Genomic DNA, 19,509 nt, shown 5'->3' on the forward strand with positions numbered 1-19,509 from the left:
TAAAAAACACCAGATAATCACAATATAATGTAGCAAACTTCACATTGGGTTTCTATATTTGGCCCCAAACCTTGAAAAAGGCCATTATTTTAATACAGGTTATACGGTTATTATGGCAATCAGTACAATCCTACTGGACATCATGTTCGCGGTCTACGTGATCGCGGGTGTTGGACTCGTCATCTACGGCTTCAGCTGTTACTACAGCATCTACCTGTTCCTCAAGAACAGCCGTACCACACGCCTTTCCGACCGCAAGAAAATCTTGCAGTTCTATCGCGAACACAGCATGGCAGACCTGCCTCAAGTCACCACCCAGCTTCCCGTATTCAACGAAGCTAACTGTGTCGAACGACTCCTTGAGGCCGTATGCGCCATAGACTACCCCAAGGACAAGCACGAAATCCAGGTGCTGGACGACTCCACCGACGAATGCTATGAAGTCGCCAAGAAGAAGGTGGAAGAACTGGCAGCCAAGGGCTACGACATCAAGCTCATCCACCGCACCAACCGTCAGGAATTCAAGGCCGGCGCTCTTAAGGAAGCCATGGCTGTCGCCAAGGGTGAATTCCTTGCAATCTTCGACGCCGACTTCGTACCGGAGAAGGACTTCCTCCTGAAGACCATCCCCTACATGGTCATGGACGAACAGGTGGGCCTGGTCCAGGGTCGCTGGGGTCATCTGAACCGCACCGAATCCGGTCTTACTCTCGCTCAGTCTATCGGTATCGACGGCCACTTCGTGGTGGAACAGTCTGCACGTAGCTGGGGCAAGCTCTTTATGAACTTTAACGGTACCGCAGGTGTCTGGCGCAAGCAGGCCATCTATGGCGGTGGCGGCTGGGAAGGCGATACCTTGACCGAAGACATGGACCTTTCTTACCGTTCTCAGCTTGCTGGTTGGAAGATGAAGTTCGTGTTCGACGTGATCGTTCCTGCAGAACTCCCCAACGATATCAACTCCTTCAAGGCTCAGCAGTTCCGTTGGGCAAAGGGCTCTATCCAGACCGCAATCAAGATTCTGCCCCGCGTTCTCAAGTCCAACGTTCCGACTCGCGTAAAGATTGGTGCAATCCTTCATACGACTCACTATTCTATTCACCCCTGCATGTTGTTCACTGCACTTTGCGCATGGCCCCTGCTGGCATTCTTCCAGCCCGTAGCTAACCTGCCGGTCTGGGTTTACACAGTAGGCTTCACATTCATCTTCCTCGCTGCAATCGCTCCTTCTGTTCTTTACTTCGTTGCACAGCGTTGCTCCGGCTATACCGGTTGGAAGGTCCGCCTCCTCAGCATGCCGATCCTTATGGCACTGGGTGTAGGTATCGCAGTCAGCAACTCCAAGGCAGTGTTCGCCGCAATCACCGGCCGCAAGAGTGGCTTCGTCCGCACCCCCAAGAGCGGTGTCGGCCAGAAGAAGAAGGCTACCAGCCACTACAAGCAGAAGTTCCCCTGGCAGGCAATCCTTGAACTGGGCGTTGGCGTCTACTGTATCTTCGGTATGCTGGAATACATCGGCGCACAGAAGTTCATTATCGGACCGTTCCTCGCCCTCTACTCCATCGGTTTCCTTTCTGTTGGCGTTCTGAGCTTCATGCATTACCTGGGCAACCTGGTTGAAGTTCACAAGGCTCGCAAGGACGAAAATCATTTCGTTGAAGACGTGGACAAGGGTCAAGGCTAACAGCTAACCCACCTAGAGATTAAGCCCCGGCTTTTTCGCCGGGGTTTCTTTTTTTTCTAGCATCAGGCATTTACCGTCTTTGATAACATCGCCCCGTACCATAGGGAAGAACCCCATTCATTTGTTCTATCTGAATTCGAGATTCCGTGATGTATTTTCGTTGAAGGTGTAACGTCGCTTCATGATATCTGACATAAAACAAAAATGCAGACAATGTAACGACGGACGCAACAGACACGGCAACCATCAATTCCATCAAGGTAAAGCCTCTATTTTTCTGCAGACGGATTATCGTTTGCATTGGACAAGCCTTCTAAAATGAACCGGACGAGCAGGAGGTTCTGGAGTTACAAGAACATCAGCCCACGCGAGACCGGTTCCTGGCAACACCGAGTCAAGCTGATTGCAGGGAGGCGGATTTAAAACAAAGCTTTCAACCTTAGTGACAGCCGATTCAAAGGCCAGAGTTTGATTGCGTTCAGCCGTCTTCATTCGATTAAAGAAGTCGAACATACGGTCAACCGCCAACATCCCGACAGACATGACCACAATCGCTGTCCAGACCTCCATTAAGGTAAAGCCTCGGCAAGAGTTTAGGTTCATTGCAGGCTCCAGCGAAACGGTTCAAGGCCAGACAAAAACGAATTGCCGTCCGAAGCCAAATCTCTGGCAGGAAGCAACAATGGAGCGGATATATTCCGGGGAGCATATTCCACAGAATCGTTCAACGACATCAAGGCAGAAGGATATTCCCCCAAGGCGCGCTGTCGCAAAACAACGGGACCATCTGCCAGGAGGGCTCCAGAAAAACGAACATTTCCAGAAACTTCCTGCTGATCAGAACTATAGGTTTCAAGCCACCCAGCCCTGACATGGCCAGACAAAGCTATCATCCCGGCAGCATACAATCGCAAAGTATCAAACATTGCGGAACCTCGAACAGAGATACTCCCCGTGGACTTAAAATTACAGGATTGGGCGGATCCGAAATAGTCCACCAGCAAATCTCCGTCCTGAACAAACAGGGAAATATTTTCTGCAGGTCCCATCAGACGGCGGTTGCCCGATTTTATGACGAGGTTCTTTTTCAGCAGGATTTCCCGGTTGAGATTTGTCCGAAAATTTTCGACGATATTTTTCTTCAGCAGGCGCGGTATCTGCGAAGAATTTTCTGAAGAATCCAAACGACGTCCCGCCAAAACCTTAAGACGCCGAAGAGAATCCACAGGAGTCGATAGTTCCACCCATGGGCCTGCCGGAGCACAATCAACACTAGTATCGACGAACCCCTCCAAGTGCATTAGCATTCTAGATTCACTATCATACAAGGTCTGCAGATCCTTTTCTAGAGATTTCGCCTTTCGCAAGACACCCCCTGGCATAGACAGCAAGGCGGAGACCATAAAACCGACACATAACAAGATTACCACCACGACGGGCAACACAGCCCCCTTCATTTAACCTCCACAAAAAACTGTTTATTTCTGCAAGAAAAGAGAACCCCATTTTTTAGAACGTCCCGCACAACAAGCCCTCCAAGAGAATCTCCCCTAAAAAAAGTTTTTCCATCCGAAATAAACAACTTCCCAGACACAACCCCCTGTACCCGCACAGAAGAATCGCATTTCATAGTCACAGTCCCCATGTAGGGTTTTAACTCCGTCACTTTTTCAGAGACTGTTTCTTCAGACACCATAGGCAATTCAGGAACCGCAGTCAGTTCCGGAGGAACCACATCTTCCAGGGGAATTGATTTTTTCGAGGAGCCGATCCACCACAGCCACGCACCAATTAAAAGAAATGCGAACACAACAAAAAAGATGGCGTACCTCGACAAGCCAACAAACCGATTATCATCACACAAATTGATTTCTCGCCCCAAGGGATCCATGGCAGCCCTTTTAAACAAGCCGTTTTTCCAGACCGTTTGCGATACATCTTTCGGACACTCAATCCGTATGAATTCCATAGTTTCATATCGACTAAAAAGAGCGTCTTGCTTCACAAAGCCCCTCAAGGTTTCAAGTCGATTTTTCAAAGAATCATCTTTTTCATAGCCGGATTCCTCTAGCCAATGGCAAAGACGCCCTTCAAAGAAAATCAATACAGTGAGCGTCCCTCCTTCCAAAAAATAGAACAGCCCATTCCCACCCCAGTCCTTGCCCATTAGTTGACTACCTCGCAGGATTTCATCGGCGGCCCCATAAATCCAAAAACTTTTTGGAAGCATCCGAACCAAGCCCAAGTTTTTCCTCCATCCAACAATCCCTTTACAAGGTTCTATATCTTCGCAACCAAGAACGGCCAGATAACGGAAACGACGGCCTTCAGCCGAATTAAAGGATATCAGGGGAAACAGCCAATAGCGCCTACCAGCCATCCGCAACCTTTCGCACGTCAAGGGGAAATCCTTTTCAAAGGATTCATGCAATTCCTGCACCGTGGGAGACTTGTCGTAAGTCGTCGTCCATTCCCAGGTCAGCAATTCACAATCAGCAGAATAACATCGCTTTATCACGGAACATGCCCACCTTCAAGATAATTCAGGTCTTCTATGTGAGGCGTTATAAAAATGGCAAGTTCATTTTCCTCTTCTTCCTCCGACACATAGCTGAACAATCGACCCACCAACGGCAAACTTCCCAAAAAGGGGACAGCCGACCGCACCTCCGTTTTGTTCTTGCGGATTAGCCCGCCAAGACAAAAAGTTTCCCCATCCTTCAACACCACAACCGTTTTTAGATTGCGGGTACTAATGTCTCGTGGACCATCTCCGGTACTACGTCCAGCGGTCTTTATTTCTGGCGAAACTTCCAGGGTAATACTTCCGTCCTGCGTGACCGTCGGCGTGATTTCTAGAGAAATTCCATCATTAAAGGAGCGGTAATCCGTAATGGGATAGCCATCTGCCGAAACTTGACTCACTAGATAGTAGACGGTATTGGTCACATTCAATTCGGCTTTATTACCGTTAATCGTGGCTAGCCTAGGCCGAGCCAACACTTCCGCAGAATTATTTTCTTCGAGGGCGGCCAATTCCATTTCAAAACGGTCCGGCAACACGCCCACCTTTCCAAAGGCCCCCGACTTTTGCCAACGGGAATCTGTAAAATCCCAGAACCCACGGAAGCCCACATTTTTTTCCCCCGTCTTACGGGCCGCCCCACCATGAATCCCGATTTCAAAATTTTTCCCCCGTTTAAATTCTACAATCAGACAAGACAATGTCACTTGCAAGGCAGGAACATCTACCTGGGACAGCAAATCTTCAGCCAAGCGAATATCTTCGCCGGAGCCATTCAACAGCAAGCTGTTCTGCTCCTTTACCTCTACAGCCACAAAACCGGAACTATGGGGAAACTTGGAAAGGAGCCCCAGCGCCCGTTCCGTATGCACATGTTTCAGAGTATAGAGCCGCGTTATTGATAACGTCTCTAGACGTCCCGTTCCTGCCACATACAGGGTTTTACGATCCAGGGAGTATCCTAGACGGCGGTCCTTGAAAATAGCCGACAGCAACGTCTCCAACGGTACGTTTTTCAAACGGAGGCGAACCACTTCGGCCATTTCACCATAAAGCGCCAGGTCTAGGTTCGCCACATCGGACAATTCCTTTAGCACACGTTCTAGAGGAGCCTCATTGGCGTCAATGGAATAGCAGGAATCTCCCCACAAACTATCCTTCTGCAAAAAGACTTGCCCCACCTCCGCATGACCGAAAGTTCCAGAAACCCCATCGGCAGTAACGCTTTCAGATTCTGCATCACCGGCTTTTTCTACGCGAAAAGCAGCCCCGTCCCGCACCAACTTGAAACCATTAGACTTCATCAGCAGACGCAAAGCTTCTTCGGCCGTTACACCTTGAAGATTGCCGTTCACTTCCCCCTGTACCCCTTCCATCATCAGGACGTTCATTCCCGTGTTATTTCCAAATTCCCTTATAAAGTCTGCGATCCCCTTCTGCTTAACCGAAATCGAAATCAGGGAATCATGCATAGAGAACAGGTGCTCCCCGCGAATGCGGGCCTGCCGCACATGAAACACCTCTCCCGACTGGGCCAGCTCTAGCCCATGAGCCTCACACAGGGCCGCTAGTCCATCTAACACCCCCACCCCCTCAAGGTGAAAAGTGACACGGATATCCAGATTTCCATCTACCAGGATCGGCGTATCATAGGCCCGCGAAACAGAACGGACCACATCTGCAATCGGCGTGTCCACAAAATCCAAAGCGACCGCCTGCGCAAAGGCAACGCCGCTGAAAGCCCCCCAAAGGGCCCAGAACAGTACTTTTAAAGGATGCAAGAAATCCCGATTTGGTTAGGCTTATACCGCCCACAAGGGCGCCCGGCCAGGGATATAGAGAAAGCACTCCAATTTGAAGTGATGGAGATAATATATAAAACTGCAGACAATTTAACGCTAACTGGATAAAAAAAGCAACCGGCACATTTTTTACGTTTTTACAGCCCCTTTTTTACGAAAAATCCCTTGCCAACAGGTAGGGATATTCATAAATTTTGGACATGAAGATGATTTATGCTCTTACAGTTGCATTCGACGGCCGATGGTGGCGCGGACTCTAACATAGAGTCTGGTATTTGCAAATTGTATCGCGCGTTTAAAGCGTAAGAGCAAAGCGGCAAGGCTTCCAGACTCCCTGGAGGCCTTAAATTTTTCCTTAAAATTCTTGTTCCTCCGGGTCGGAACCACTACCCTGTTTCGGGTCGTGAAGCCTCGCCAAAAGAATTTTAATAAGAGCGTCATTCTGAACGCAGTGAAAGAATCCATGCTATGCTGGACCCTTCGCTTCACTCAGGGTGACGACGAAAAACGAAGGATTGAACATGAAGGAACCTCGTACCGACAGCATCTACGTCGCCCTCCCCGGCGAACGCTATACACCTTTCTCTCTCGGCAAGAAGCTGGGAGCAAAGGCAATCTTTGAATCTGCTTCTTTCGCTCATGGCCGTAGCCGCTACTCGACCTTGATGGTCGACGAAGCCTTCCGTCTCCGCCAGAACGAGCATGACGTTTCCATTGTCGTTGACGGCAAGGAAAGCGTATTCTTGAAGGAAGGCGAAGGCGACATTCTCGACGCCCTCATGATCATTTCCGGTGAAAACACCGTGCCGCCTAACCAGATGCCGATTCCTTCTTCTGGCGTGGGCTACCTGGGTTATGAATTCTGCGCCCGCTGCGATACCATTCACTTGGCACCACAGGTGGATGAACTGAACATTCCCGAAGCTGAATTCATGGTGGGTCACATCTACATCGTGTTCGACCACTACACCGAAAAGCTTCACCTGTTCGCATTGAACTACGAAGAACATCAGGTGGACCTGCCTGCCGCTATCGAAAACGTAAAGAAGCGCCTGGCCGACCTGGACTTCAGCTACCTGGCTCCGGAACCGGAAGTGGCCAAGGGCGTTACCGTTACCGATCTTTCCAAGTCCAAGGAAGAATACACCCAGAAGGTGGAAGAACTGCAGAAGCACATTGTGGCAGGCGACATCGTTCAGGCCGTGCCTTCTCGCCGCATCCAGTTCGAAAGCGACATCGAGGCTCTGGACATTTACCGCCGCCTCCGTTCCGTGAACCCGTCTCCTTACATGTTCTACCTGGATTACGGCACCCACCAGTTTATTGGTGCATCTCCAGAAAGCTTGGTACGCGTCCGTGATGGTATCGCAACCATCCATCCTATTGCCGGCACACGCCGCCGCGGTAAGGACGAAAAGGAAGATTACGAACTGATGAAGGAACTGAAGAACGATCCGAAGGAACGTGCAGAACACTTGATGCTCGTTGACTTGGCTCGTAACGATTTGGGTCGCGTCTGTGCCGCTGGCACTGTGGAAGCCATGAAGTTCATGGAATGCGAAAAGTACAGCCACGTGATTCATCTGGTTTCTGACGTTCAGGGTAAGGTCAGCGCCGGCAAGAAGTCTATTGAAGTGCTTCGTTCCAGCTTCCCAGCTGGTACCGTGAGCGGCGCTCCAAAGATCAGCGCTATCGAAATCCTTTCTGGCCTCGAAAAGGTCAAGCGCCGTTTCTATGCAGGCGCTGTAGGTTACATTGAATCCGATGGCGACCTGGACTTCTGTATTTCTATCCGTTGCTGCTTGAAGCAGGGCAAGAAGATTACCTTGCAGGCTGGCGGTGGCATTGTGGCCGCCTCCAACGCAGAACGCGAATTTGAAGAAACTAACGAAAAGCTGGGTGCTGTCCGCGCAGTCCTCGAAGGAAGCAAGTAGGCGCGAGGTCGCTACGCTTTCAGCTACGAGGTCGCGCCGAAGGCGCTTTGAGCTAGATAATGGCGGCTACGCCGCGTAACTTAAAACTCAAAGGCCGAAGGCCGCCCTCAAAGAGAGCCCCCTTGTGGGGCGAACGACCTCAAACCTCGAACCTAAAGGATTTATCATGATCGTTTTAATTGACAACTACGATTCTTTCACCTACAATGTGTATCAGGCTCTGGCCAAGATCACTAACGAAGAAATCCGCGTGCTCCGCAGCAAGGAATGCACCATCGCAGACATCGAAGCACTGAACCCCAGCCGCCTCATTGTGAGCCCGGGCCCGGGTCGCCCTGAAGATGCAGGCATCTCTGTTGAAGCCATCAGGCACTTCGCAGGCAAGCTCCCCATTCTCGGCATCTGCCTTGGTCACCAGGCTATTGGCTACGCTTTCGGTGCAAAGATCGTTGGCGCAAAGTTCATCAAGCACGGCATCGTCGAAGAAATCAACCTGGACGGTAAGGGTCTCTTCCGCACCATGGGCGCAAAGAATTCCTTCACCCGCTACCACAGCCTTGTCATTGACGAAACCACCCTCCCGCCGGAATTCGAAGTGACCGCCCGCGCCACAGACGGCGACATTATGGGCATTCGTCACAAGACCTTGGATATCGAAGGTGTGCAGTTCCATCCGGAATCCATCGCCAGCGACAGGGAAGCCGATTTCTTCAAGGCATTCCTCAACTACCGTCGTGAACCGCAGAACATTCGCGGTGTATTGAACACTCTCATGGAAGGCAAGGACCTGACTCGCGAAACTGCTGAAATGTTCATGGACGACTTGACCGATGGCATTATGGATGAACGCCAGATGGCAGCAATCCTTACCGCACTTTCCTGCAAGGGTCCCGTGGCTGACGAAATCGCAGGCTGCGCCGCAGTGCTCAGCCGTAAGAAGCGCAAGTTCCCCATTGCTGGCGACGAACTCACCGACATCGTGGGTACCGGTGGCGACGGCAAGGGCAGCTTCAATGTAAGCTCCATGTCTGGCCTTATTGCAGCTACCTGCGGTTGTAAGATTGCAAAGCACGGTAACCGCGCCGTTTCCAGTAAGTCTGGTGCAGCAAACTTCTACACCGCTGCAGGCTTCAAGCTGGACATGACTCCGAAAAAGGCTGCCGAAGTTCTGCAGAAAACCGGTTTCGTATTCCTCATGGCTCCCGTCTATCACGGCGCAATGCGTTACGCAGGTCCTGTCCGTGGTTGCCTCGGCATCAAGACCATCATGAACCTCATCGGACCTCTCACCAACCCTGCAGAAGCCAAGTACCTTTGCATGGGCGTTTACAGCGAAGCTGTGCTGGAACCCTTTACCAAGGCAGCACATGCCCTGGGTGCAAAGCGTGTCATGGTAGCCTTGAGCGACGACGGCTACGATGAAATTTCTCCCTGCGTCCCCACCACCATCGCAGAAATTCTGGAAGATGGCGTGTACAAGACTTACCGCATCGACCCCAAGGACTTCGGCATCCCCGCTGTGGACGAAGACGATCTGGCAGGTGGCACCGGCGAAGAAAACTTCAAGCTGGGTCTGGACATGTTGAACGGCAAGGGCCGTCCGGGCATCAAGTACGCTTGCGCCCTGAACGCTGGCGCCGCCCTCTACATCAGCAAGAAGGCCACTTCCATCAAGGAAGGCTTCGACATGGCTATGAAGGCAATCGAAGACGGCTCCGTGCTGAAGACCATCGAAGCTGTGAAGGTTGCTAGTAATTCCTAATTAGAACATCGCGGAGACCATGCGCCTCACGGTGTCATCCTGAGCGTTAGCGATATAGAATTGTTGGAACTTTAGTTCCTTACAATTCTAAGGTTCAAAGGAGCAGGATCTAGAAACAGAAAGGACCTGAGAAAACTCAGGTCCTTTTTTCGCATTTCTAATATTGCAAAGTCTCTAAACTGACGGCACGATAAACACATGCCATTTGCCAACATCTTTCCCGCGTTCAATATAATGGCAATCAAGAAGGTGCTGAACCAGTTTGTTAACCGCTGAAATTCGAATACCAATTTTTCGCTGAATATCGGCTAGCGTCAAAACCGGTTCACTTTGCATAAGGTTCAAAATACGGCCATAATTCGGGGTGCGAAATTCAACGCACTCGCCATCATACCACCAGATATCTTCACCACGCTTTGTAAGAAAGCGAACATCGCCATCAATTTCTTGCGCCACCATATTCTTAAAATACTTGAGAAATGGAGCGATAGTTCGCAACGAGGCATTCGCGCCTAATGTCGGCGCAGCACCTACAGCCAAATCGGCTGCATGCAAAGCTTCCAGGTATTCGTCTTTCTTTCGACTGCGAACAACTACCATGGGAATATCATGTTTCGCCAAAATGTAATTGACTAGCAAACGAGCGATTCGACCATCTCCATCTTCAAATGGATGGATTCTAATATACCGATAATGGAACAGCGCAGCCAATTCCACAGGAGACAACTTCCCCTCTTTTTCTGCAGCATTATACCAATCCACCAAATCCGTCATCAGTGCAGGAGTTTCTTCTGGTGACGCATAGTCGAACCGATCTCCATAACGCGTAATGACACTATTTGGGCGGGTCTTGTATTGCCCTGCGTGAACCACATACCCGACTTGCATTCCACCAGGCAGTTCCCGATGAACGGAATAATCCTCCCGCAGTAGAGTATGATGCAGGCCCCGTATAAAATTCTGTGTAAGTGGCGTTTCCTTGATTTTAGCTTCAGCCACCATCATCTTGAGAGAAACTTCGCTGGCCACCATCTCCTGAACGCTCCGCACATTCGCTTCACCAATAACCTTCCCGAACAGCAAAAGGATTTCCGTCTGTCCATAAGTAAGGGTGTTCCCCTCGATATGGTTGCTGTTATAGTTGAAGTCAACGGAAAAACGACGAGCAAGACGAGCCCTATTTTCATCTGAAATAGGCTGGAGTTTTCTCCACGCATCAATGGCTTTTTCTAATGTTAGGTATCTCACGCCATCTAAAGTAGCAAAAATTTCGTAAAAAAGGTAGTTAAACAACCACCTTTTCACAAACTTTTCGTTCTAAACGGAGTATTTTAGGTAAAAGTTTAGTTGGAGTCTTGGAGACAACGAACGGAGTGACCGCGGCTCTTACTGCTGTAGTCCACGTAGGCAGTCTCGATGCTGTAGTTCAAGTACATGCGATAGGCGAGGCTGCTACTGCCCTCGCTAGCAGACCAGAAGTAGGCGTAGTAGCCGGCACTGCTGAAACCGCCAAGGCTGCTCCTGTTGCCTGCAGGGAGCGCGGAGAAGCCGTAGGTATCCGTTCCGTTGCCATTGCTGTACCAGCCACTGCCCGACTTAAGAGCCTTACCAGCAGCGCTGGAACCACCAACAGCCTTGAACAATGTTTGCCATTCGTCGTTTGTCGGCAAATGCCAGCCGCTGGGACACACACCCTGAACAACAGCCGGCAGAGTACAGGTCTTACCATAACCGCAAGTCTGGGGATCAACCGCATCGTTTGCCAAGGCAACAGAGTCAATGGCTGCAGCCCAGGTGTAAAGGCGACCGGTTACATCGCAGTTCTCAGTCTTATTGTCATAGCACCAGGACTTACCCTTCAGGCTCGGCATTTTTGTAGAATCGGCATAGTTCAGGTTCTCGGCCATCCACACCTGATCACCGATCTTTACGGTCTTATAGGTCTTATTGTCGCGTTTATCAGTCATGGTGCCGTAGGTGATTTCCGGATTCAGAAATTCATCCTTCGTCATATCAAAAAGACCGCGACTACTACTGGACATCGGGTCGTCCTTCTTGCTACTGGAAGAGCCTGGCTTGACACTGGAAGATGAAGCGTCCTCCGAAATAACAGACGATGAAGATTCCTTGTCCACATCTTCGTTATTTGCAGAAGAAACGCTATCGTCACAGGCCACCATGCCCAAAGCCATAGCCACAACGCTTATTCCATAAAACAGCTTTTTCATCGAAACTTCTCCTTGAATCACCTACAAGATAAAAAATATTCAAAATTTTTCCACGGGAACAACCTTAATAACATACCCGTTCTTTTCAATGAGCCGTTCATCATTCCATGTTACAATGGTAAGGTTATCGCACTTCAGTTCGCCGGCGCATTCCACAAGGCTACCCACCTCACGCTTTTCTGTTTTTTCGTTCGACATCTCGTAACAAACTTGAATTAGCTGCTTTACCTTGTTACCTTCACGAACTACAAAATCCGTTTCCTTGTCATTGCGGGAATGGTAGTAGAACAAGGATTTTTCGGTATCGTACCCACGGCGAAGCAATTCAATAAAGACTTGATTTTCCAGAAGTTTTCCCAGATTTTCGCTAAGACTAAACGCCCTCGACGAAACAAAGCCATTGTCAACCACATAGACCTTGCGCGGAGCCTTTTTCATCAGTTTCAATTTGTTGTTGTATCTATCCAGATAATAGAACAGGAATGGCTCATGCAAATAGTCCATGAACTTTTTTGTTGTGGCAACACTGGAAAGGCCAAGGTCATCCGCCACATCGTTGTAGCTAAATGTTCCCGTAAAATTTGCAAGAAGGAATGTAGCCACATTATTCAAGTCCGTAACATTTCGGATCTTGTGCCTGCGAACCACATCCTTGTACACAATGGAATCGAACAGAGTCTGCAGGTATGTTTGCGTTATGGCCCGTTGCGACACCGTTTCCGGATAACCCCCATTTTTAAGATAATCGTCCTTAGTCAATTCCCGATTAAACGCGTTCGTTTCAAACAAACTAAAAGGCAGCATCTTGATTTCAAGATATCGGCCCGTAAGCACGGTTGCCATTTCTCCCGAAAGCATGTTGGCGTTACTACCTGTTATAACCAGGTTGTACCCACGACGAAAAAGCTTTCCGACCCAAACATCCCAGCCACTTACATTTTGGACTTCGTCAAGCAAAAGGTACTGAAAATTCGGGTACACCTCGTTCAGCAGCATTTCCGCCTGTTCCTCGTTCCAGCCTTTTAGCAATTCATTATCATCGAAATTCAGGTAAGCAAAATTCTTCCCGCGCAGCATCAAAATAGCCTGGGTGGATTTTCCCACGCGACGAGGCCCCGTTAACAACTTTATGTTCGGGCTCTGGAGCAAGGCATCAAAATCATACACCGTTTGACGTGTAAGGTAAGGCTCCGCCAAAAGGCGGTCCCGTTCTTTTCGCTGATTGAGCATGGCACTTTTCATGCCTTAAAAATAGCATTTTTAGTCAACAAAGCAACCATATTGAACAAAAAAGGTTAATTTTTATTCAATACAGCAAGCAAATTGAATAAAATGAATTAGACAACCTATTTTAGGTAAAAGTTTAGTTGAAGTCTTGGAGACAACGAACGGAGTTACCGTAGTACTTACTGTATCTGTCCATGCCGGCATCCTCGTAGCCGTAGTACAAGTACATGCTATAGGCGTAGCTGCTATTGAGCTCGCTAGCAGACCAGAAGTAGGCGTAGTTGCCGGCATCGTAGAAATAGCCATAGTTGCTCCTGTAGCCTGCAGGGAGCGCGGAGAAGCCGTAGGTATCCCTATCGGCAGCATCGCCCGTCTGCGAATACCAGCCAGTTTGCGACTTGAGTGCCGTACCCGCCTTACTAGAGCCACCCACCGCTGTGAACAAGGTCTCCCATTCATCATAACTCGGCAGGTGCCAGCCTTCGGGGCACACGCCTTGAACAACTGTCGGCAGCGTACAGGTCTTGCCGTAGCCGCAAGTCTGAGGATTATCAGCATCATTTGCCAAGGCAACAGAGTCAATGGCTGCAGCCCAGGTGTAAAGGCGACCGGTTACATCGCAGTTCTCAGTCTTATTGTCATAGCACCAGGACTTACCCTTCAGGCTCGGCATTTTTGTAGAATCGGCATAGTTCAGGTTCTCGGCCATCCACACCTGATCACCGATCTTAACAGTCTTGTAGGTCTTATTGTCGCGGGTGTCAGTCATGGTGCCATAGGTGATTTCCGGGTTCAGAAATTCATCCTTCGTCATATCAAAAAGACCGCGACTGCTGCTGGAGGATTTATTGAAACTGCTGGAACTGACCAGTTCTTCAGAAGAACTACTCGCAATGACGCTGGAACTAGATTCTACGCTGCTGCTGGACTTCGCCTTGCTGGAGGACGAGGACTTGCCATCGTCATTACCGTCGCTGCTACTGGATTCTGGGTCGGAGCCCGGAATGACACTGGAACTGGATTCTACGCTGCTGCTGGATTCCGGGTCGGAGCCCGGAATGACACTGGAGGAACTAGACCCTTCGACTTCGCTCAGGGTGACACTTGAAGAAGAACTGGATTCAATCGATGACGAAGAATTTACAGAGCTAGAAGACTTTTCGCTACTAGAGCTAACTACACTGCTACTGGACATCGGGTCGTCCTTCTTGCTACTAGAAGAGCCTGGCTTGACAGAGGAGGAGGAACTAGGCTTGACAGATGAAGATGATGCCAACTCAACAGATGATGAATAGCCCGGTTTGACACTGGAAGATGAAGCGTCCTCCGAAATAACAGACGATGAAGATTCCTTGTCCGCATCTTCGTTATTTGCAGAAGAAACGCTATCGTCACAGGCCACCATACCCAAAGCCATGGCCACAACGCTTATTCCATAAAACAGCTTTCTCATCGAAACTTCTCCTTGAATCACCTACAAGATAAAAATTCATAAAAAAGGATTGATTCTACAGAAGCAACGCAAGCCAATTTCTAAACGCAATTTTTCATTTATCTTTTTTTCTAAATTTTGCGGGTAAAATTTCAAGCCCCGTGCCCAGCACTTCGAGCATCAAACCTCGTACCTGGAGCCTCGAACCTGGAACCTATAAATGAGCGAAGATATTTTAAAGAAGATTGTTGACCGCAGACGTGCAGACATTGAACGTCTTGGCCTCACCTTTGGCTTTGACATTCCCGAAAAGCGTACCGTTGGTCGTTGCGAATTCCTGGGCCGTCCTGGTCCCATTCTGGAAGTCAAGCGAGCTTCGCCCTCCAAGGGGGACATTGCCCCGGATCTGGTTCCTGCTGATTTGGCATGCACTTATGCCGCTGCTGGAGCACAGGCAATTTCCGTTTTGACGGAAACCAACTTCTTCAAAGGTACTTTGGCCGACTTGATTACTGTAGCCAAGGCCGTGGATAACGGCGATACAACCGCCGACAAGTTGGGAACCAAGAAGTGCGCAGTGCTCCGTAAGGACTTCTTGCTGTTCGAAGACGAAATCGATATCGCCTACCGCTGCGGTGCCGACGCAGTTCTTTTGATTGCCCGCATCCTGGATGACGAACAACTGATTAAGATGGCCAAACGCGCCCAGAGTTTCGAGATGCAGGCTTTTGTGGAAGTCCGTGAACCGGATGATTTGAGAAAGTTGAACTTGGTGCTGGAAGCCGTGGGCGAAAGCGCAGAAAAGACCATCGTCGCAGGCGTAAACAGCCGAGACTTGGCAACCTTCCACATCGACCCCATGGTTCCCGCGGCTATCCGCAACAAGTTGCCGGCAAAGGCTGTTTTTGAAAGTGGCGTACACACTCCTGCAGACGCCGCGTTCGCCCGCAGCCTGGGCTTCAAGGGAATTCTCGTTGGCGAAGCCGTGGCAAAGAACCCGCCGCTGGCCGCCAAGCTGGTAAAGGCATTTGGCGATGCCGACGAAAACCGCCGCGGTGACTTCTGGAAGATTTTCGCAGAACGTCGTGACGCCAAGCGCTCCGCTTACGCTGTCGCCATGTCCGACGCAGGTGTTCAAGACGCCGCCCTGGCCGCCCAAATCCCCATGGTCAAGATTTGCGGCATCACCCGCGAAGAAGACGGCTTTGCCGCTGCCGAAATGGGCGCCGATTTGCTGGGCTTTGTTTTCAGCAACACCAAGCGCCTCACCAACGAAACCTTTGTCCGTAACTTTACCCAGCTGCTCCGTAACGAATACGCCGCAGAAGGCCGCGCCTGCCCCCTGTTTGTAGGCGTCATTACCGAAACCACAACAGAAGAAGGTAAGGCCGCCATCAAGCTTACCGCCGAAGGCATTCTGGACGCAGTGCAGTTCCACGGATTTGCAGCACCCGCATTCGACGCAATTCCCGCAGAAGGAGCAAGCGCCACCCAGTCTCCAGCCCTCCCCTGCTACAACGCCCTTCGCATCGGTTCCGCAGAAGACTTCGAAAACTTCGCCGCCATCCGCAAGCACGGCGAACCCCGCGTTCTTCTGGACGCCAAGGTAGAAGGCATCCCCGGCGGATCTGGCCAGCGCATTCCTGAAGAACTGCTTCGCGAAAAAGCAGGCGAAACACCCTTCTGGCTCGCCGGCGGCATCACTCCCGAGAACATCGGCGACATTTGCGCAAAGTTCTCCCCCGAACTTGTGGACGTGTCCAGCGGCGTTGAAGACGCTCCCGGCATCAAGAACGCAGAAAAGATGATGCAGCTGTTCGAAGCAATCAACAGCTTGTAAGAATTCTCAATAAGCATTCAAAAAATTCAAACTCCAGAGATCACAACTCCGGAGTTTTCTCATTTTTCTAACGCATGTTAATCCGCACTGCCGTATTTTGAAAACTAACCGTTTCTTTTCCGTCTCCGTTCTTCGTGCATAAGCTTGATTTCGGCTTCGATTTCTTCTTCGCTCATGCCGGCAGTACCATTGCGAAGAGCATTTTCATTTGCAGCCTTGAAGGCCGCTAGCAATCCTGTCGGATCGTAAATAGCACCGTTGTCGTTTACCACCAATGGAATAGTTGGATTAATCATGTTCAAAAAAGTCCTTGGAGTTACTGCAAATTCGCAATCAGGGAAATGCTTTGTATTTCCGGTTACGATGTAAGCACCCTTGTCCTGATTGGCAAAAGCAACATCATAAAAGATGACGTCATCCATATCCGGTAAAATCTTCCCGGTCGATGGAATGGAAACCTTGAGCGCATTCTTTAAGATGATTTCAATTACATTTTCTGCTTCTTTGTGAATAAAGCCAAATTTCGTTCTAAACAAAACTTCTTTATATTCTTCAACGATCGATTCATCAACTATAGGGATAAAAGATTTTTTCAAAATTTCCAACAAAATCAAATAAGGAACAGATTCTATTTGATTTCTCGCTAAAGCTGCAGATACAAGAACATTGGTGTCTATTACCGCGTAGAGCATTTTTTCTTCCTTCTTTCAGCATGCATCTGCTTGATTTCTTCCTCAATTTCTTCTTCGCTCATGCCTATAGTCCCATTTTTTTGAGCATTAGCATTCAACGCCTGAAGTGAAGACAAAAGCCCCATTGGATCATCAGCCTCTTTTGACGAAGTGGTTTTGACATCAAACGGCAATCCTTTTTCAACAAGGGCTCGCTTGAAAAATACACGAATTGCAGTAGGGATGTCCATGCCGAGACTTTCGAACAATTCTGCGGCCTGGTTTTTCAAATCTTCATCCATTCGAATTTGTAATAACGACGTCGCCATATTTAACCTCATTATAGAATATATGATAATAGCATACATTTGTCAATGTATTGTAATCATAAAACACTTATTTTTATCGCAGTATAAAAAAGGCAAAAAAAAACGCACCTATTCTTAAACCATATTGAAAATTTCTAGTTTTATAAGAGTTGCTTCGCCGCTTAATTAAAAACATCAACATGCCAAAATTCATAGCATCATTTTTTTTGCTATTCCTCTGTTTTAGCCTGATGGGTTGTCATCCTCCATCACACCTAATCCGCATTAACGAATCCCTGCCGAAAAATGCAACCATAGAAAAAGAATCCGTCGTTGTTTACGCACAAAGGGACTGCCCTGGGGATTGTCCTCTAAGCGACAAGGATGCGAAATGGCATAGCGCAACGATTTATAAAAATGTAAGGCAAATCCAATTTACACGATACGGGCGAATGACATGCGATCCCGATGAACTTTGGGAAGGATATCGCGGTTACAACTATTATGTAATTTGGTACAGAGAGGGAGTAGCCCATCGGGGAATACAAGCATATTGCGATGCAGAAAAAAAAGAGTTCGTTGTAAAGAACATTATTGACGAAACAACGCATGTAGCTTTTCTAAAATCACGAGATGAATGGGTGGTTGAAGTAAAATGAAAGCCTTACTCTTATTAGCACTATTTCTTCTTGCTTCTTGTGGAGGGACCTTCAATTCAGATTCATCGTCCTATGTAGATAGGCTACCCTCAAAAATTGAGATTGAGCCATTTTTTGTTGTTGTCGGTGATTTTCCTGAAGGAGTGTCCCCAAAGGATTTCCAGATTGTCGCTTACAAAAATACTCCTGTCAAAAGCGTCGTTCCTTACAAATATTATTTTGATTATAGATACGCATTAAAAACGGGAGGATTCGACTTTAAGAATCCAATACCCTCTTACGAAGTTCTTATAGACGAATTCGACCCGGCAACCGAAATCGTGTGGTACAATAAAGGAGTTCCTTACCAAACCTTGAATATTGAATATACGATAAAGAAAGGGGATATCGTTTCCTTTAAAGCCTTTTGGAATGGAAAGCAAGAATTGTGCTTAAACAATTATATCGGAACCTCGGTTTCACGAATTTATATTCACATGCCAGACAACCGCCAGCCAGAGAATGAATGGTTTACGATATTTAAAGACAATCCCAAATGCCGAGAAACAGAAAAATATAAATACTTAGATTTATAAAAACAGCATTTTCTCTACTGAAAACTTTTTCCAAAATAAGTAAAAGTTTTCAGTAGGAATTTTTACTCGTTAAAAGGACATTCCATTCTAGGGATGTTCTTTTTTGTATTGCAGCCACACATTGTAAGCAGCTTGCGCCTCTGCCAAGGTCGTTGCTTTGGGCGTTACTTCCAAAGATTCCATAACCAAGAAATCCTTGAGCATGATATGTCTTACTGTACTTGAAGAGTAGTCCACGTCATCATTGGTGATGATGATTTTCTGGAAATCCCCTTCTACGCCATTGAACGCATCAAATTCCCTTGCGTAGGCCTTTTCCTCGGCGACGCTGTAGGCAACTTGTATCAAGTATCTTTTGTTACCCTTTTGGGCAAGGAAATCAATTTCTTTTCCCTTGTTGTTGTACACAAACAATTCGTAGCCCATATAGATTAGTTCATTGTAGACAATGTTCTCCAGGTTGTGGGTAATGTCGTAACGACCCGCGGAGGCATGGATAGAATTGAGGGCAACATCTTCATTGTAGATTTTCTCGTAGAAAGAAAGTTCACGCTTGACCTTGGTGGAGTATTGCGGCAATCCGCAAATGACGTAAGCCTCCTTTAAATAGGCAATGTATTTCATAATTGTGTTGACAGAGCACTTATCATGTTCCTGTTTCACGTAATCACGAATCGCCTTGGCCGAGAAAATGCGACTATTGGAATGCAGTATAAAAGTAACAAGGCTTTCAAAGAGTGAGCGTTTTCTGATGCCGTAGCGGTTTACCAGGTCATTAACGACAATAGTTTCCTTAAGGTCATTAAGAGGCGATTTCTAATCGCTAACGCATAATGTTGAACTTTTTCAAAAGATACTCATTT

The 19,509-nt window shown here is 48.4% G+C and carries 18 protein-coding genes; 6 read left to right on the forward strand and 12 right to left on the reverse strand.

Translation table 11 applies throughout. The features are described 5' to 3' along the window. Positions 1 to 112 precede the first annotated feature (112 nt). The gene (locus B7992_RS03895) at positions 113 to 1,684 is read left to right on the forward strand and encodes a glycosyltransferase (RefSeq protein ID WP_170932275.1); all 1,572 of its coding nucleotides are present in this window, start codon (positions 113 to 115) and stop codon (positions 1,682 to 1,684) included. Between the two features lie 70 nt (positions 1,685 to 1,754). On the opposite strand, the gene B7992_RS17345 is transcribed toward B7992_RS03895, so the two are convergent. From B7992_RS17345 to B7992_RS03920, 5 genes are all read right to left on the reverse strand, one after another. Then, positions 1,755 to 1,985: a prepilin-type N-terminal cleavage/methylation domain-containing protein gene (locus tag B7992_RS17345; protein WP_088665597.1), complete on the reverse strand. Its 231-nt coding sequence runs from the start codon at positions 1,983 to 1,985 to the stop codon at positions 1,755 to 1,757. Next, complete coding sequence (locus B7992_RS03905; protein WP_088665598.1) at positions 1,973 to 2,287, reverse strand: prepilin-type N-terminal cleavage/methylation domain-containing protein; 315 nt, start codon at positions 2,285 to 2,287, stop codon at positions 1,973 to 1,975. The genes B7992_RS17345 and B7992_RS03905 overlap by 13 nt, the downstream gene beginning before the upstream one ends. Next, positions 2,284 to 3,051, reverse strand: coding sequence for a hypothetical protein (locus tag B7992_RS03910; RefSeq protein ID WP_141100354.1), 768 nt, complete (start codon positions 3,049 to 3,051; stop codon positions 2,284 to 2,286). The genes B7992_RS03905 and B7992_RS03910 overlap by 4 nt, the downstream gene beginning before the upstream one ends. An 86-nt stretch (positions 3,052 to 3,137) precedes the next feature. Further along, the gene (locus B7992_RS03915; RefSeq protein ID WP_088665600.1) at positions 3,138 to 4,202 is read right to left on the reverse strand and encodes a hypothetical protein; all 1,065 of its coding nucleotides are present in this window, start codon (positions 4,200 to 4,202) and stop codon (positions 3,138 to 3,140) included. Next, positions 4,199 to 5,905, reverse strand: coding sequence for a type II and III secretion system protein (locus tag B7992_RS03920; protein ID WP_254917603.1), 1,707 nt, complete (start codon positions 5,903 to 5,905; stop codon positions 4,199 to 4,201). The genes B7992_RS03915 and B7992_RS03920 overlap by 4 nt, the downstream gene beginning before the upstream one ends. A gap of 626 nt (positions 5,906 to 6,531) precedes the next feature. Here B7992_RS03920 and B7992_RS03930 point away from each other — a divergent pair. After that, positions 6,532 to 7,944, forward strand: coding sequence for an anthranilate synthase component I family protein (locus tag B7992_RS03930; protein WP_073158014.1), 1,413 nt, complete (start codon positions 6,532 to 6,534; stop codon positions 7,942 to 7,944). A gap of 166 nt (positions 7,945 to 8,110) precedes the next feature. After that, entirely contained in the window at positions 8,111 to 9,706 is a 1,596-nt protein-coding gene (locus B7992_RS03935; RefSeq protein ID WP_088665603.1) for a bifunctional anthranilate synthase component II/anthranilate phosphoribosyltransferase, read from the forward strand. Positions 9,707 to 9,880: 174 nt separating this feature from the next. On the opposite strand, the gene B7992_RS03940 is transcribed toward B7992_RS03935, so the two are convergent. The 4 genes from B7992_RS03940 to B7992_RS17080 form a co-directional block, all read right to left on the reverse strand. Then, on the reverse strand, positions 9,881 to 10,954 hold the full coding sequence (locus tag B7992_RS03940; protein ID WP_088665610.1) for a Fic family protein: 1,074 nt from the start codon (positions 10,952 to 10,954) through the stop codon (positions 9,881 to 9,883). Between the two features lie 95 nt (positions 10,955 to 11,049). Then, on the reverse strand, positions 11,050 to 11,934 hold the full coding sequence (locus B7992_RS03945; RefSeq protein ID WP_254917599.1) for a fibrobacter succinogenes major paralogous domain-containing protein: 885 nt from the start codon (positions 11,932 to 11,934) through the stop codon (positions 11,050 to 11,052). A gap of 39 nt (positions 11,935 to 11,973) precedes the next feature. Beyond that, entirely contained in the window at positions 11,974 to 13,164 is a 1,191-nt protein-coding gene (locus tag B7992_RS03950) for an ATP-binding protein (protein WP_254917600.1), read from the reverse strand. 133 nt (positions 13,165 to 13,297) lie between these two features. Next, positions 13,298 to 14,614 carry a fibrobacter succinogenes major paralogous domain-containing protein gene (locus tag B7992_RS17080; protein WP_254917601.1) on the reverse strand — a complete coding sequence of 439 codons (1,317 nt, stop codon included), beginning with the start codon at positions 14,612 to 14,614 and terminating at the stop codon, positions 13,298 to 13,300. Positions 14,615 to 14,813: 199 nt separating this feature from the next. Between B7992_RS17080 and B7992_RS03960 the strand changes: the two genes are divergently transcribed. Next, positions 14,814 to 16,433: a bifunctional indole-3-glycerol phosphate synthase/phosphoribosylanthranilate isomerase gene (locus B7992_RS03960; protein WP_088665605.1), complete on the forward strand. Its 1,620-nt coding sequence runs from the start codon at positions 14,814 to 14,816 to the stop codon at positions 16,431 to 16,433. 104 nt (positions 16,434 to 16,537) lie between these two features. Here B7992_RS03960 and B7992_RS03965 read toward each other — a convergent pair whose 3' ends face one another. Together B7992_RS03965 and B7992_RS03970 are read right to left on the reverse strand one after the other, a co-directional pair. After that, positions 16,538 to 17,125, reverse strand: a complete 588-nt coding sequence (locus B7992_RS03965; RefSeq protein ID WP_073157984.1) for a putative toxin-antitoxin system toxin component, PIN family — start codon at positions 17,123 to 17,125, stop codon at positions 16,538 to 16,540. Continuing rightward, complete coding sequence (locus B7992_RS03970; RefSeq protein ID WP_073157981.1) at positions 17,110 to 17,433, reverse strand: type II toxin-antitoxin system RelB/DinJ family antitoxin; 324 nt, start codon at positions 17,431 to 17,433, stop codon at positions 17,110 to 17,112. Before B7992_RS03970 ends, B7992_RS03965 begins: the two co-directional genes overlap by 16 nt. A 149-nt stretch (positions 17,434 to 17,582) precedes the next feature. On the opposite strand from B7992_RS03970, the gene B7992_RS03975 reads away from it, so the two are divergent. After that, entirely contained in the window at positions 17,583 to 18,071 is a 489-nt protein-coding gene (locus B7992_RS03975; RefSeq protein ID WP_141100357.1) for a hypothetical protein, read from the forward strand. Continuing rightward, positions 18,068 to 18,646 (forward strand): hypothetical protein, encoded by a 579-nt coding sequence (locus B7992_RS03980; RefSeq protein ID WP_088665607.1) that lies wholly within the window; start codon positions 18,068 to 18,070, stop codon positions 18,644 to 18,646. The genes B7992_RS03975 and B7992_RS03980 overlap by 4 nt, the downstream gene beginning before the upstream one ends. A gap of 87 nt (positions 18,647 to 18,733) precedes the next feature. Here the strand turns inward: B7992_RS03980 and B7992_RS03985 are convergent, their stop codons facing one another. Continuing rightward, positions 18,734 to 19,432: a DUF4143 domain-containing protein gene (locus B7992_RS03985; protein WP_088665608.1), complete on the reverse strand. Its 699-nt coding sequence runs from the start codon at positions 19,430 to 19,432 to the stop codon at positions 18,734 to 18,736. Positions 19,433 to 19,509: the final 77 nt, after the last annotated feature.

Source organism: Fibrobacter sp. UWH1, assembly GCF_002210365.1.
Lineage (GTDB): Bacteria > Fibrobacterota > Fibrobacteria > Fibrobacterales > Fibrobacteraceae > Fibrobacter.

Bases quoted from the DNA above. Each gene is read 5' to 3' on its own strand.
- B7992_RS03895 (WP_170932275.1), top strand. From the start codon at position 113: ATGGCAATCAGTACAATCCTACTGGACATCATGTTCGCGGTCTACGTG.
- B7992_RS17345 (WP_088665597.1), bottom strand. From the start codon at position 1,985: ATGCAAACGATAATCCGTCTGCAGAAAAATAGAGGCTTTACCTTGATG.
- B7992_RS03905 (WP_088665598.1), bottom strand. From the start codon at position 2,287: ATGAACCTAAACTCTTGCCGAGGCTTTACCTTAATGGAGGTCTGGACA.
- B7992_RS03930 (WP_073158014.1), top strand. From the start codon at position 6,532: ATGAAGGAACCTCGTACCGACAGCATCTACGTCGCCCTCCCCGGCGAA.
- B7992_RS03935 (WP_088665603.1), top strand. From the start codon at position 8,111: ATGATCGTTTTAATTGACAACTACGATTCTTTCACCTACAATGTGTAT.
- B7992_RS03945 (WP_254917599.1), bottom strand. From the start codon at position 11,934: ATGAAAAAGCTGTTTTATGGAATAAGCGTTGTGGCTATGGCTTTGGGC.
- B7992_RS03950 (WP_254917600.1), bottom strand. From the start codon at position 13,164: ATGCTCAATCAGCGAAAAGAACGGGACCGCCTTTTGGCGGAGCCTTAC.
- B7992_RS17080 (WP_254917601.1), bottom strand. From the start codon at position 14,614: ATGAGAAAGCTGTTTTATGGAATAAGCGTTGTGGCCATGGCTTTGGGT.
- B7992_RS03960 (WP_088665605.1), top strand. From the start codon at position 14,814: ATGAGCGAAGATATTTTAAAGAAGATTGTTGACCGCAGACGTGCAGAC.
- B7992_RS03965 (WP_073157984.1), bottom strand. From the start codon at position 17,125: ATGCTCTACGCGGTAATAGACACCAATGTTCTTGTATCTGCAGCTTTA.
- B7992_RS03970 (WP_073157981.1), bottom strand. From the start codon at position 17,433: ATGGCGACGTCGTTATTACAAATTCGAATGGATGAAGATTTGAAAAAC.
- B7992_RS03980 (WP_088665607.1), top strand. From the start codon at position 18,068: ATGAAAGCCTTACTCTTATTAGCACTATTTCTTCTTGCTTCTTGTGGA.